Source organism: Methylophaga sp. UBA3192 (genome assembly GCA_002363955.1).
In the GTDB taxonomy this organism is placed as follows: domain Bacteria; phylum Pseudomonadota; class Gammaproteobacteria; order Nitrosococcales; family Methylophagaceae; genus Methylophaga.
Map to the genome: position 1 here is coordinate 649,706 of DEXE01000006.1, position 15,056 is coordinate 664,761.

Below are 15,056 nucleotides of genomic sequence, written 5' to 3' on the forward strand. Positions count from 1 at the left end.
ACCATAAAAAAACCGACGTAAGTCGGTTTTTTTATCAATGTGTTGTCGCATAGCGCTTACTGGTTAACCCATTCTCCATTGGCGTTGCGACAGGCCGTGCCTTTAACCACTTCACGCTGGCCATCAATATAGGCATCCATCTCGTATTCACGGCATGGGCGATTATTCGTTTCATAAGTGCGTGTAGGAGTCACACTGTATTGTGCGCCGGTATCCGGATTATTCCATGAGTTGGTACGACCCGTTGGGGTGTTCTCAAATGTTTCATAAGTACGACGTCTATCCAGTTCATCCATTTCGCCACCAATATGCCCACCAATCATCGCACCAAGCAAAGTACCACCTATAATGGCTGCCGTTCGACCGGTACCACCACCAACATTTGAACCCAGTACACCACCGGCTACACCACCCACGCCAGCGCCCACTGATTGTTTATTGAGCTGACAGCCAGCCATACTGACCGTAAATACCATTGCAAAGATCATTGTTAAAAGTCGTTTCATATTTTCTCCTTATGAATATTTACTATCGCTTTATCAATATGACTGTATTTTAGACGATTAAATTCTACTTTTACGGTGATAGGCCACACCTTTACAAAAACTTTCATTCCAGCGTTAGTCAAAAGCACCGGCAAAAGTCGAAAAAATTACAGAATGTTTCCGGTAGCAATTTCAACACGGTTACGTCCAGCCAGTTTTGCCCGATACAGTGCCTTGTCAGCATCCGGTAACAACTGCGCTGGCAATTTACCCTTGCCGTCCCAACTGCTGATACCAATCGAAATAGTCAGGTTGCTCAAGTCTTTTCCATTATAGGTTATTGTTTTTGAGGATATTTTAAGCAACAAGGATTTTGCCCGTTCCAATGCGTCGTTGAGGTTGGCTTCTGGCATGAGTACCACAAATTCTTCTCCGCCGTACCGGCAAGGTATATCTGTTTCTCGGAAGTGTTCCAGCATTAAAGATGCAACCTCGCGTAATGCCAGATCACCCGCATCGTGACCAAACTGATCATTAAATTCTTTGAAATGATCGATATCACAAATTAACAGCGAAATGGCCTGTCGGTGGCGCTGGGCAATTTGAATTTCCCGCTGCAGGGCATCATCGAAAAAGCGACGGTTTTTCAATCCGGTCAGTGCATCTTCAAACGACATAATGTGCAGATCTTCTCTGAGTTTAATACCGCTTAATGTCACGCTTAGTCTATCGATAGCGCGAGAAACAAACTGTTCAATCGATTGCCGGGTCTCCGCCGTTTCTGAGGAAATGTCGGGTAAATTGAAAGTAATAAACGTTTGTTTGCCAAGCTGCAAATCCTCAACATCAATTCGATATTTATCGTTGAGCACAGCTTGTGGGGATAAATCAGCAAATTCATTAACCATGTTTACATGTAACTGTATCGGCGCAAAAACGTTATGTAGTTCATGGCAAATCAGATTGCCAGCTTGCTCAAGACTCTGGGATCGTTGCAACCGACTGATAATGCTTTCCAGCCGTAGGCTGAACTCATTAATCAATGCAAGCTGATTGGCCCGCTGCTGTTCAAGTTGCACATAATTCTGTAAAGATGCTGTACGTTCGGATACCCGCTTCTCCAGCATGACATTTAATTCCGTTAATGCCTGCTGCGTCTGGCGATAATGTCTCAGTGAAATCATCACCAGCATCAGGGCAAAGATTAGCCCCCCGTAGGCCAAAGGAAAATCTATCCATGGCAAGAGGCCATGTGCTATGCACATATCAATCAGGAAAAAAATGGCATAAATACCAAATGCTCCCATGACCAAACATTGTTCAAAACTCATCACCTTAAAATGACGGACACAAATCCACAGCATGATGCTCAACGTCACGATAAACAACATGTCAAAAATCGGGTAAAAATAAGCCAGATGCCAGATGCCCGACAAAGACAATACAAGGCAAATCAATACGTACGTGATATGCATTTGGGCAATACGCAGCATAAGCTTGTCGCCCTGTTCAGCCAGCCAGTAGTTCAGAATCAAGGCGATAAAAATCGGGATCGAAAAATACGAAATAGCCGCTAGATAGGTTTTAGCCAGTGGAGCATAAATCAGTAGTTGTACTGCCTGACTCTCCCCTAACAGGTTTCCGGCGCTGGCCAGCGAAAACAGACCGAGATAAATAAATTCGCGGTTATCTCCACGCATGGCAGAAAATGCAAAAGCAAGCAGCGCAATAAAGAAAAAGAACGCAGAAACAATTAAATCCGTATAGGAATTTTTCAATATATTCAGTAAAGCGGCTGAGCGTTCCAGCAGTTTCTTTTCTCCCCATAAACCAATATCCGTGTAATCCGAATAAACACGGAAATATAAGGTTTTGCCGACGTAATCATCAGGTAACCCAATTATGTGCCAGGGCCAGCCTTGATAATCGCCCTTGCCATCAGCATCAAAATTCCCAAAGCGATAGATGAGTTGCTGTTCAAGATAAACCTCAGCAATTAAATCAATACTGGAAATAAACACCACCGGATCAATCAGATTTGTTTCTGGCAGCGTGGTGCGATACCAGATATTTTCTCTGCCCTGTCGATTGGGGGGATGTGCTGGTTTGGGTATAGCCAGCCAGTCAGAATGGTTTTGCTGATCCGGCATAGCCCATTCTGGTTTGCCGTCAATAAAAGGAGAATCTCCCCAACGGTATTGCCAGTTTTCAAGATCGGTTTGTACCGTTGTCGCGGCAAATAACACGCCCTGCGCCACCAGTAGCGCCATAAACAAAAGCAAACGAGCCAAACGACTCGTTAGTGATAAATTATGGATAGATAAATCACTCATAACCTGCACTGCAAATGTTTTATATACACAGGCAAAAAAATACCCCTTTGATCACTCAAAGGGGTATCCATGACTTAGCCTATCCATCGGCGTGCATTATGGAAAACCCGTAACCAGGGAGCATCTTTGCCCCAGTCATCTGGATGCCATGAATGCTGAACGCTACGAATTACTCGTTCCGGATGCGGCATCATAATAGTGACACGACCATCTGTTGTGGTAAAACCGGTATGGCCATTTTCAGAACCATTTGGATTAAATGGATAACGCTCGGTCGCCTGACCATAATGATCGACAAAACGCATTGCCACCAGGGCATCATTCATGCTGCCACCTTCAGAGAAATCAATGCGACCTTCACCATGTGCTACGGCGATGGGCATGACAGAACCCGCCATACCCTGTAACAGGATTGATGGTGACTCAGTGATTTCAACCAATGAGAAGCGTGCTTCAAACTGTTCAGAAAGGTTGCGGCTGAAACGCGGCCAATGTTCACTGCCAGGAATCAGTGATTTGAGTTGTGACAGCATTTGACAGCCATTACATACGCCAAGAGAGAAGGTATCTTCACGGGCAAAAAATGCCGCAAACTCATCGCGAGCCCGGGCATTATGCAACACCGTACTGGCCCAGCCACGCCCTGCACCCAATACGTCACCGTAAGAGAAACCACCGCAGGCAACCAGACCTTTGAAATCAGCCAGGGAAACGCGGCCTTCCACAATATCACTCATGTGTATATCAACAGCAGTAAAGCCGGCATGGTCAAACGCTGCGGCCATTTCCATTTGTCCGTTTACCCCTTGCTCTCGCAGTATCGCCATTTTTGGACGATGACCACTGATAATAAAGGGAGCTGCCACTTGTTCTTTCAAATCAAAACTCAGTCTGGCATGCAAACCGGGATCCTGCGCATCATCCAATGCCGCATATTCCTGCCCGGCGCAGTCTGGATTGTCACGCAAAGCCTGCATGCGGTAACTGGTTTCCGACCAGAATTTTTGTAATACATGACGAGACTGGTTTAATACCTGCTCACCATTAACACTGACTTGGATCGTTTGTTCTGCTGTTACTTCGCCAATCAGATGGCTATGTTTGCTGAGCTCAAACTGTTGCAGGACTTCTAAGACAGCATCCCGATGTTCGGCCCTAATCTGAATCACCGCCCCCAGTTCTTCGTTAAACAACACAGGCAAAGTGTCACCTAAGCCATCAATGCGGATATTCAGACCGCAATGACCGGCAAACGCCATTTCACACAACGTGGTAATAAGGCCACCGTCACTACGATCGTGATAAGCCAATACCAAGGCATCCTGTTTCAGCTGTTGCATTGCCGCAAAGAAGTTTTTCAGATTGCGTGCATCATCGACATCCGGACCACGATGACCAACCTGGTTGTATACCTGAGCTAATGCAGAGGTCGCCAAACGGTTATGACCATGTCCAAGATCCAAATAAATTAACTGGGTCTCACCTAAATCGGTACGTAATTGAGGAGTAAGCGTTTTGCTTGCATCTGTCACTGGCGCGAAAGCACTAATAATCAGTGATAGTGGCGAAGTAACTGCTTTGGTTTCACCACGATCTTCCCAGACAGTTTTCATCGATAGCGAATCTTTACCCACTGGAATCGCAATGCCTAATTGTGGACACAACTCCATACCGACGGCTTTGACGGTGTCATACAGAAGTGCATCTTCACCACTATGACCGCAGGCAGCCATCCAGTTTGCTGACAGTTTGACATCACTGATTTTCTCAATATCGGCGGCAGCGATATTGGTTAACGCTTCACCAATTGCCATACGACCCGATGCCGGTGCATCAATCACCGCTAAAGGCGTACGTTCACCCATCGACATGGCTTCGCCCAGCAAGCCATGATGATCGGCCAATGTAACGGCACAGTCAGCCACTGGAACCTGCCATGGACCCACCATCTGATCACGGGCAACCAGACCGGTAATGCTGCGATCACCAATGGTAATCAGGAAGTTTTTACTGGCCACTGTCGGTAGTTTTAAGACCCTTTCCAAGGCATCGCTAACGGTAATACCGCTCAAATCCAGTTCGGGTTTGGGTTTGCTGTGATGTTTAACATCACGCAGCATTTTGGGTGGTTTGCCTAACAACAGCGATAACGGCATATCAATCGGATGATTTTCAAATTGCGCATCACCGAGCAATAAATGCTGGTCTTCTGTGGTTTCACCAACGATAGCCCACGGGCAACGCTCACGCTCACAAATCGCCTGGAATAACTCAACATCTTCTGGATTTACACCCAGCACATAACGTTCCTGTGACTCGTTACACCAGATTTCCATCGGTGACATACCCGGTTCATCGTTGGGAATCACCCGCAGCTCAAAACGCCCACCACGGCCACTGTCATCTACCAGTTCAGGAAAGGCATTGGATAAACCACCCGCCCCCACATCATGAATCGAAACAATCGGGTTTTTGTCATTTAACGCCACACAGCGATCTATGACTTCCTGACATCGACGTTCCATTTCCGGATTGCCCCGTTGTACTGAAGCAAAATCAAGACCTTCTTCACTGGTACCGGAAGCAACAGATGAAGCGGCACCGCCACCCAGACCAATCAGCATCGCCGGACCACCAAGCACGATCAGCTGGGTGCCAGGTTGCATAATGTGTTTTTCAACATGCTGAGGTCGAATACTACCCAAGCCACCGGCTACCATAATTGGTTTGTGATAACCACGTACTTCAAAACCATTATCCGACGGAACTTTGGCTTCATAAGTACGGAAATACCCACAAAGATTAGGACGGCCAAATTCATTGTTAAATGCTGCGCCGCCTAATGGACCATCAACCATGATCTGCAGCGCTGAAGCGATACGGGCAGGTTTGCCGTAATCGGTTTCCCAAGGTTGTTCAAAACCGGGGATTTGTAAATTAGAAACCGAAAATCCAGTTAAACCTGCTTTAGGTTTGGAACCACGACCTGTAGCGCCTTCATCACGAATCTCGCCACCGGCACCGGTTGCTGCACCCGGAAAGGGTGAAATAGCGGTTGGATGATTATGGGTTTCCACTTTCATCAGGATATGCTGCTGCTCACCTTCGTAGCAGTAGTGATTGTCTTTCATATCCACCTGAAAACGATGACTGCGCGGGCCTTCGATAACTGATGAATTATCGTTATAAGCTTTCACAACACCTTCTGGGTGTTGCTCGTGGGTATAACGAATCATATCGAACAGGCTGCGATCCTGCGTTTTGCCATCAATAACCCAGTCGGCCTTGAAAATTTTATGACGGCAATGCTCAGAGTTGGCCTGAGCAAACATCATAAGTTCAATGTCATTTGGATTGCGATTAAGGGCAGTGAAATTTTCAAACAGGTAATCAATTTCATCGTCAGCCAGGGCCAGGCCCAGATTTTGATTGGCTGCAACCAATGCCTGACGGCCACCATTGAGGATATCAACAGACAATAAGGGTCTGGGAGCTGTATGCATGAACAATTGCTCAGCATCATCTTCATTATCAAACACAGTTTCGATCATGCGATCGTGCAGCTTCGCGGCAATAATCGAGCGCTGTTCGCTGGTTAAGGTCGCTTTACTGCTGACATAAAATGCAATACCGCGCTCAACCCGAACGATATCGGTCAAACCGCTGTTATGCACAATGTCCGTCGCTTTACTGGACCACGGTGAGATAGTGCCGGGACGTGGTGTAATTAAAAACAGGTTTTCCTGATCCTGTACTTTGCTATTACCCTTGCTTGCTTCAAGCATTTCGCTGAGTGTGGCAATATCAGCTTCGCTAAGTTGACCGTCACCTTCCAGTTCAGCGAAATACTGATATTCACTTCTTAATGCGCTTACCGTGGTGACTTCTGCGCGGATGGCGCGGAGCAATTTTTCAATTCGGAAAGCAGAGAAAGCCGGACGGCCAACCAATTGCAGCATTTGAAACCCAATTCACAGATAATTAAAGCGATAATGATACTTTATACGCCCGAATTCGCCCAATAAAATTGAGCTTTTGTCATGACCGAAAATATATCAACATCGCATAAACCCGGCCTTTTCAGACTATTGGGGGTGATGCTTTATGACAGCATGCTGTTAGTCTCAGTATTATTAGTTGCCGCAGCGGTAGCCGTAGCCTTTAATGGAGGTGAAGCAATCGGTGCCAATAATCCATTCTTTTTTGTCTATCTGCTGGGCGTGGCATTTATTTTTTATGGCTGGTTCTGGACCCATGGCGGACAAACGCTTGGTATGCGTGCATGGCGGGTTTATCTCATCAGCGGCAATAATACCGGGATCAACTGGCAGCAAGCATTTCTGAGATTTGTTGTTGGCATATTTTCATGGCTGCCATTAGGATTGGGATACTGGTGGCTATGGATTAGCCCGGACAAACTCAGCTGGCCTGACATTGCTTCTGGTAGCTACCTTATCTACAGCCCGAAAAAGCAATAAATTCTATAACTGATTAGCCATCAATCGGAGATACGTTCTAGATTCAGCAGTTTGTGATTGTCATCAAAACGGATTCTAAAACGGCCATGAATTCCGTGTTGGGTAATGAAACGACGCACATGTAAAGCAGGAAACTGCAACGACTGTCCCGAATCGGCTATAGCAACAACGGCAGAGGCTTCGCCTCGATAATAGCGCATTGCCTCTTCTTTATCGACATGAAGTCTAAACGTTAAGGCTTTGTCCTTTAGGGTCTGTTGATCTTTCATAGCCACCTCTGTTGTGACTGAAAATGCACCAATCAAGGCGCGAGGAGAGCAGTTTAGTTATTCTAAATAAACAACGAGCAACGAAGAGTGGTGCATTTTCAGCCTCAACCCGAAGGGCTAGAGCTATTTTCCCGCCCAACTGCGTTGGAAATAACTTATGTAGAATAACTACACCTCATCATTTCCGCCTTGTTGGACGAAAAAATAGCTTCCAGCAGTGGCGGTTATGAAAAATCATCAGACCCTTACCAGAAACCCTCTGAACATTTCACTAATGTTGCGTAGCATCATTTGCTTTTCTGCGTCAGTGTATGGCTTGGCATTGCCCTGACCCCAAATCGGTTTTGGCCAGACTGCATCGGTTTTAAAGCGAGCCACATGATGCATATGTAACTGTGGAACCACGTTTCCCAATGCCGCAATATTCATTTTATCGGCCTGAGTCAATTTCATCAGTTTTTCAGCAACTAATGCTGACTCCTGCCACAATAATTGCTGATCCTGCATTGATAAATCATAAACTTCACTGACATCCATGCGACGTGGCACCAGAATCACCCAGGGATACCTGGCATCATTCATTAACAATACACGGCAAAGAGGTAAATCTCCGACCACAAAGGTGTCAGCCGCTAGCTGAGGATGTAATTCAAATTTCATTAATCCGCCAGATATTTATTGACGATCTCATAGACATCGGATGAGAGATCCTGTTGTTGTGCAATATTTTGCAAAGCATCACGCATCATTTGCTGGCGTTTGGCATCATAACGACGCCAGGAATTAAATGCGCCTAATTGTCTGGAGGCAACCTGTGGATTTATCTTATCCAATAGCAAAATCTGTTCAGCCAGAAAACGATACCCACTGCCATCTATTGCATGAAATCCTGCTGGATTATTCCGGCAGAACTGTCCAATCAATGCCCGCACATTATTCGGATTTTTAATACTGAATGCAGGATGTTTCATCAAACCTTTAATGCGGATCAAGGTATCAGGCAGGTTGGATAAAGCCTGTACCGTCAACCATTTATCAACCACCTGACGATCATGCTGCCATTGTTCATAAAATGCGCGTAAGGCATGTTCACGTTCGCTACCGGGCTGATCGACCATCAAGCGTAAACCCGATAAGGTGTCGGTCATATTGTCTGCCTGTTTCATCTGTTTCAGACAACGTTGTGTCTGCATCGGGTCACCGGTTGCCATCAGATATCCCAAACACATATTTTTCAGACTGCGGCGTCCCATATGTTCTGAATTGAACTGATACGGTATGTTTGGCAGATTATGTTGCTGATATAACGCATCAAACTGTGCTTTAAGCTGCATCGCCAAAGTGCGTTTTACAAAATCACGTACCTGATGGATTGCATCAACATCGGCTACTGTCATTTGCGCCGCCAGATAATTTTCTGAAGGCAAGGTCAGCATTCGTGCAACCAGCGCAGGATCTGCTGAAGGATCTTCCAGTACAGCAGCACACTGTGTCAGCAAAATTTCCGGCAGATTCAGGGTTTTGTTCTGTTGGAAGTCGTTGATTAAGGACAGCATGATTTGAATAAACAGGCTTTGTCCGGCATCCCAGCGGTTAAAGCTGTCTTTCTCATGTGCCATCAGAAACGCCAGCTCTTCATTATCTCGTTCAATGGATAATTTCACTGGTGCCGAAAAGCCGCGAAGTAATGACACAACAGGTTTTTGCTTTACACCGATAAACTGAAATTTCTGTTCAGTTTCGCGTAATTCCAATACCCGGGTATCAGAGGTGTAAGCCTCTGATTCATCAATCAATTGCAATGGCAGGCTATTACCTTGTGAATCCAATAACCCCATCGCCACCGGAATCAGAAACGGTTGTTTTTCGGATTGTCCCGGCGTCGCAGGACACGTCTGGTACAAGGTGAGCTCAAAAATCTTGCTGCGCTCATCATAAGAACAGGTGGCCGTAATTTCAGGTGTTCCCGCCTGGGTATACCAGCGTTTGAACTGCGTTAAATCGATATGATTGGCATCTTCGATGGCTTTGACAAAATCATCGGTGGTTACTGCCTGACCATCATGACGGTCAAAATATAAATCGGTGCCCTTGCGGAAACCTTCATCGCCAACCAGGGTTTTGATCATGCGCACGACTTCGGCGCCTTTTTCATAAATAGTGACGGTATAAAAGTTACTGATCTCGATATAACTATCGGGACGCACTGGATGGGCCATCGGGCCGGCATCTTCGGCAAACTGCAGGCTTCGCAGCTGATCAACATCATCAATACGTTGCACTGCAGCAGAATTCAAATCGGCACTGAATGACTGATCACGCATTACCGTAAAGCCTTCTTTCAGGCTTAACTGAAACCAGTCACGGCAAGTCACACGGTTACCTGACCAGTTGTGAAAATATTCATGCCCTACAATGCTTTGAATGGTATAGAAATCGTTATCAGTGGCTGTTTTCGGGCTGGCCAGAACACAGGCCGCATTAAAGATATTCAACCCTTTGTTTTCCATGGCGCCCATATTGAAATCATTGACGGCAACAATCATGAATACATCGAGATCGTATTCACGCCCGTAGCTGTCTTCATCCCAGCGCATGGATTGCTTTAAAGACATTAAAGCATGGTCACATTTATCGTGATTTTCTTTATCTACATATATCTGCAAGGTAACTTCACGACCACTTGCTGTGGTGAATTTATCCTGTTGCATATATAAATCACCGGCCACCAAAGCAAACAGATAACAGGGTTTAGGGTGTGGATCATGCCAGCGTACCCAATGACGTCCATCTTCCAGATCGCCCTGCTCCTGCAAATTGCCATTGGATAACAGAATCGGCCATTGCTGTTTATCGGCTGTGATGGTGACCGTAAAGACCGCCATGACATCAGGACGATCCGGGTAATAAGTAATGCGCCGAAATCCCTCAGCCTCACATTGGGTGCATACCAACGCACCAGAGTGATATAAACCTTCTAAAGCCGTGTTTTGATCTGGATGAATTTCAGTCACAATTTCCAGCTGAAATTTTTCCGGTAATTGCGGCAGAATCAGTTGCGTACTGGAACGTTGAAATTCAGCGGCAGTTAATAAACGGCCATCAAGTTTGATACTGACCAGCTCAAGATGCTCACCATTCAACACACAGTCCTCACCTGGACCTTTTGGATTACGACGCATACTGAGAATGCTGATAACGCGCGTTGTGGAAGCATCCAGCTCAAATTGCAGATCAACATTGTCAACGAGGTAGGATGGAACCGTATAATCCGCTAGACGAATCGTTTTTGGGGACGCAGGTGCGTTCATTAAATTAAAATTCCTCTTGATTTACTGGCCAGTACTGATAAGCAGGCTCTTCGTATGGGTGTGCAAGTTTCAAAGCTGAGACAACCGCTTTGATAGTGTCGTTCGAACAAATCGTTTCAACCCGGTATTCATTTACCTGTTCAACTTTTCCACTTTCACCGATAAATGGCTGACTCCCTGCCAGTGGGCGAAACTGTCCCATTCCCTGTGTTTCCCAGCTGCAGCAGTCATAACCGTCAAAATGTCCGGCACCCGCATTAAAAATGGCTTCTTTAACCAGTTCTTTATGGGTTTCCGGAACAAAAAATACCAGCTTGTACATGTGTTACCTCCACTGCCATTGTTGCGCCTCACCCGTACCGGCAATGCTTAATACAGCACTGTCATTAGCAATAAACGACACCGCCTGTATGACCATTCCGGGATTAAGCGGATTTTGTCTGGTCACTTTCCAGCAACGTAATTTATCACCTTGAGGTAGTTGCCAGACACAAAGTCGTTCTGCTGCATGACCGGTCACCAGGAGCATGCCATCCTGTGAAAAGTTGACGGCGGTTGTGGTGGTGGTAAAAACCGGAAAGTCCGGAACCGGCATTGATTTAGGCCATGAAGAACTGCGCAATTGTGATTGCAGACGGCCATCTGCCAATGACCAGAGATAAGCATGCCCATTATCCGCGGCAGTAAATACATATCGGCTTTGCGGATCATACTTCACCAGATTTACAGTATTACTATGCACCCAGTTTTGTAACTGTTCACCGCTCTGCAGATCCCATAACCTGGCCGTACGATCATCACCACCGGTTAAAGCCGTTTTACCATCCGGGGAGATGGCCACAGTGTTAATGGGATGCTTCACAGGGGAATCGACTGCGGCACCATCATGTTCAAACACATAACGTACCCGATTGGCGTCTATATCAAAATAAACGGCCGTGCTATCAGCCAAAGCCAGTAATAAATAACGACCATCAGCAGAGATATCCAACGCTTTAATTCTGAGCGGGAAGGTCAGTCTGTTTTCCGGCATACCATTCGCCGTATTCCATAACATAACCGTATCAAACTCCACCGTTGCAGCGAGCGAACTGGATTTTGCCAAAGCCACGGAAGTGCTACGAACTGTCTCCTTAGCCTCACTTTGCCAGCTGTACTTCACCTGATTGGTTTGCAGATCCCAGAGTCTGGCAGCCGCATCTACATCAGCCGATAAGAGAAATTTTCCATCCGCGGAAAAAACAGCGGCGTAACTGCCATCACTATGTTGCCACTCATAAGACTGTTGTGGTCGATCTTCACAGCCGCCAAGCAATAGCAGCAGCCCCGGGAAAATGAATCTGCTGATACTACGCACGGACATAATCGTAATCAGGATTTAGGCAGAGTCACACCCTGCTGACCCTGGTACTTACCAGCCCGATCAGCATAGGAGGTCTCACAGATTTCATCAGACTCGAAGAACAGCATTTGTGCAACGCCTTCATGAGCATAGATTTTTGCTGGCAATGGCGTGGTGTTGGAAAATTCCAGCGTGACCTGCCCTTCCCATTCAGGCTCTAACGGCGTGACATTCACAATAATGCCACATCTCGCGTAGGTCGATTTGCCCAAACAAATGGTTAACACATTACGCGGAATTTTAAACGATTCGATGGTGCGGGCCAGCGCAAATGAATTTGGCGGAATGATACAGACATCGGAGTTGATATCCACAAAACTGCTGGCATCAAAATTCTTCGGGTCGACAATCGCTGAATTGATATTGGTAAAGATTTTAAACTCAGTGGAACAGCGTACATCATATCCGTAGCTGGAAGTGCCATAGGAAATAATGCGCTGTCCTTCACGTTCACGCACCTGGCCCGGTTCGAACGGCGAAATCATGCCGTGCTGTTCTGCCATGCGGCGGATCCATTTATCTGATTTTATGCTCATAGTCCGTCAATAAAGCCCAAAAGATGTTGATGATAGCCTGATTAGTCGTTCTTGATAACTATATTCGGGAAGGCCGCTGCATAATTTTTACCCTGCATGGCCAGGTTGGCTGCAATACGACGGGCTATAACTCGATAAGCCAGAGCAATATCTCCATCCGGATCTTTTACCACCGTCGGTTGCCCATTATCAGCATCTTCCCGGATATGAATATCCAATGGCAGGCTGCCCAGCATATTCACACCATATTGTTCCGCCATTGATTGTCCACCACCGGCACCAAAAATATGTTCTTCATGACCGCATTGGCTGCAGATATGGGTACTCATGTTTTCAATAACACCCAATACCGGGACCTTGACCTTTTCAAACATTTTCAATGCCTTACGGGCATCGAGCAAGGAAATATCCTGTGGTGTGGTGACAATAACTGCACCACTGACCGGTACTTTCTGTGACAGCGTCAACTGAATATCGCCCGTACCCGGTGGTAAATCAATGACCAGATAATCCAGTGATTTCCAATTAGTGTCGCCCAGCATTTGTTGCAAGGCTTGCGTCACCATCGGACCACGCCAGATCATCGGTTCTTCTTCATCGATTAAAAAGCCAATCGACATACTTTGAATGCCATAGCTTTCAATGGGTTCAATCGATTTGCCATCCACTGATTCCGGACGTTGCGTAGTGCCCAGCATGCGTGGCTGGCTGGGGCCATAGATATCGGCATCCAAAATCCCCACGGTTGCGCCTTCAGCGGCCAGAGCCAATGCCAGATTAACTGAAGTGGTAGATTTACCTACGCCACCTTTACCCGAGGCCACGGCAATAATGTTTTTGACATTTTCCAGCGCCGGAACGCCTTGCTGTACTTTATGCTTTACGATTTTAGTAGTGATATTGACGCTGACATTGGTTGCGCCATCAGCTTCAATTAATTGCTTTAAGTTCTGGGCCAGTTCAGCCGAATAACCCTTGACTGGGTAGCCCAGAATCACATCAACCTGCGTTTGATTGTGATCCTGCACAACCTTAACCGTGGCACGAGTCTCGCCCAACGTTATCAGCGTTGATGGATCCTGATAGTTTTTGACGATTTCCTCAATTTGCGCGGGGCTAGTCATGCATGACTCCTGTATATTTCAAAGCTAAATTAGATTCAATATTTTATACCCTGCCAAAACTGGCTGCATCCACACTGCTTGCAGGGCTATTGGCTGATACAGAGAAAAACACCGCTATAACAGCGGTGTTTAAAGTGTTTAACGAATTTACTCAGGTCCGGATAATGTGTGTTGTAAAGGCCAATCCCGGTAATTAAAGACCTGACCTTCCTCACGAACGCGGGCAATTTCTGTCAAATCCAGATCAGCACAGACCCAACCCGGCTTGTCAGCCACGCCTTCAATCAATATGCCATTATCGGTAAAACCATAATCCACCGGTGTATAAATGCTGGCACGCCCGGTATTCACATCAACAGCTTCTGACCAGCGAGCTTCACCAAACGTAGGCGACTGCACAACATAGCATTGATTTTCCAATGCACGTGCCTGACAGCCAATCCGTACACGATGAAAACCGGCCTGGGTATCGGTGCAACTTGGTGCCAGAATTAAATCCGCTCCGGCCTTGACTTGTTGATAGGCGATCATGGGAAATTCAATGTCATAGCAAATACTGATACCAATACGCCCGACATCCGTATCCAGCACTTTAATCTGTTGGCCTGGATGAATTAACCATTGCTCATTTTCAAAGCGGGTCATGATCAACTTATCCTGAAAACCAATCAGCCCATCCGGTGCATAGAGATTCGCACGGTTACGAAATGTGCCATCTTCCTGCAGGACCGGAAACGTACTGGCCAGCATCATGACATCGTATTGTTTGCTGAGTTGATGATGCAGATCCTGCCAGTCCGCATACACATCCTGCATCGAATGTAACTGCTTACCGAGATCGGTATAAATAGCTTCACCAAATAACGAAGCCAGTTCCATGCTGCCATATTCCGGAAACACCAGCAGTTTGGCCTTTTCTTCAACGGCTTCAGCCACCCACTGAGTCAATTTATCAGTGAATTGCGACCAGTCCTTGAAAAAACCGATATCGTACTGTGCTGCAGCGACTTTAACTTTGCTCATTGACACCAAACTCGGGAAATCGTTAACGGGACATTAAAGATTGGGCATTTCAGCCTTATTTCAATGCCAAAAAAAACTATTTGTAAAAATTACTT

Annotated in this window: 12 protein-coding genes; 1 reads left to right on the forward strand and 11 read right to left on the reverse strand. The window is 46.3% G+C overall.

Annotation, left to right across the window (positions count from 1 at the left end; all coding sequences use genetic code 11):
• Positions 1-56: 56 nt before the first annotated feature.
• The 3 genes from B2337_RS10140 to purL form a co-directional block, all read right to left on the reverse strand.
• On the reverse strand, positions 57-506 hold the full coding sequence (locus B2337_RS10140; protein ID WP_292359159.1) for an RT0821/Lpp0805 family surface protein: 450 nt from the start codon (positions 504-506) through the stop codon (positions 57-59).
• A 146-nt stretch (positions 507-652) separates the two neighbouring features.
• Positions 653-2,818 (reverse strand): diguanylate cyclase, encoded by a 2,166-nt coding sequence (locus B2337_RS10145; RefSeq protein ID WP_292415202.1) that lies wholly within the window; start codon positions 2,816-2,818, stop codon positions 653-655.
• A 74-nt stretch (positions 2,819-2,892) separates the two neighbouring features.
• Positions 2,893-6,777: a phosphoribosylformylglycinamidine synthase gene (purL, locus tag B2337_RS10150; RefSeq protein WP_292415204.1), complete on the reverse strand. Its 3,885-nt coding sequence runs from the start codon at positions 6,775-6,777 to the stop codon at positions 2,893-2,895.
• A gap of 81 nt (positions 6,778-6,858) precedes the next feature.
• Between purL and B2337_RS10155 the strand changes: the two genes are divergently transcribed.
• Entirely contained in the window at positions 6,859-7,296 is a 438-nt protein-coding gene (locus tag B2337_RS10155; RefSeq protein ID WP_292359153.1) for an RDD family protein, read from the forward strand.
• Between the two features lie 20 nt (positions 7,297-7,316).
• On the opposite strand, the gene B2337_RS10160 is transcribed toward B2337_RS10155, so the two are convergent.
• From B2337_RS10160 to B2337_RS10195, 8 genes are all read right to left on the reverse strand, one after another.
• Positions 7,317-7,565 (reverse strand): DUF2835 domain-containing protein, encoded by a 249-nt coding sequence (locus tag B2337_RS10160; protein ID WP_292415207.1) that lies wholly within the window; start codon positions 7,563-7,565, stop codon positions 7,317-7,319.
• 237 nt (positions 7,566-7,802) lie between these two features.
• Positions 7,803-8,225, reverse strand: a complete 423-nt coding sequence (locus B2337_RS10165; RefSeq protein WP_292415208.1) for an HIT family protein — start codon at positions 8,223-8,225, stop codon at positions 7,803-7,805.
• Positions 8,225-10,876 (reverse strand): aminopeptidase N, encoded by a 2,652-nt coding sequence (gene pepN, locus B2337_RS10170; protein ID WP_292415210.1) that lies wholly within the window; start codon positions 10,874-10,876, stop codon positions 8,225-8,227. The genes B2337_RS10165 and pepN overlap by 1 nt, the downstream gene beginning before the upstream one ends.
• A gap of 4 nt (positions 10,877-10,880) precedes the next feature.
• On the reverse strand, positions 10,881-11,198 hold the full coding sequence (locus B2337_RS10175) for an NGG1p interacting factor NIF3 (protein WP_292359145.1): 318 nt from the start codon (positions 11,196-11,198) through the stop codon (positions 10,881-10,883).
• A 3-nt stretch (positions 11,199-11,201) separates the two neighbouring features.
• The gene (locus B2337_RS10180; protein WP_292415211.1) at positions 11,202-12,239 is read right to left on the reverse strand and encodes a WD40 repeat domain-containing protein; all 1,038 of its coding nucleotides are present in this window, start codon (positions 12,237-12,239) and stop codon (positions 11,202-11,204) included.
• Positions 12,240-12,247: 8 nt separating this feature from the next.
• Positions 12,248-12,814 carry a dCTP deaminase gene (gene dcd / locus B2337_RS10185; RefSeq protein WP_292359142.1) on the reverse strand — a complete coding sequence of 189 codons (567 nt, stop codon included), beginning with the start codon at positions 12,812-12,814 and terminating at the stop codon, positions 12,248-12,250.
• 41 nt (positions 12,815-12,855) lie between these two features.
• Entirely contained in the window at positions 12,856-13,938 is a 1,083-nt protein-coding gene (gene apbC, locus B2337_RS10190) for an iron-sulfur cluster carrier protein ApbC (RefSeq protein WP_292415212.1), read from the reverse strand.
• Between the two features lie 147 nt (positions 13,939-14,085).
• A complete protein-coding gene (locus B2337_RS10195) occupies positions 14,086-14,961 on the reverse strand; it encodes a carbon-nitrogen hydrolase family protein (RefSeq protein ID WP_292415214.1) in 876 nt (291 codons plus the stop codon).
• Positions 14,962-15,056: the final 95 nt, after the last annotated feature.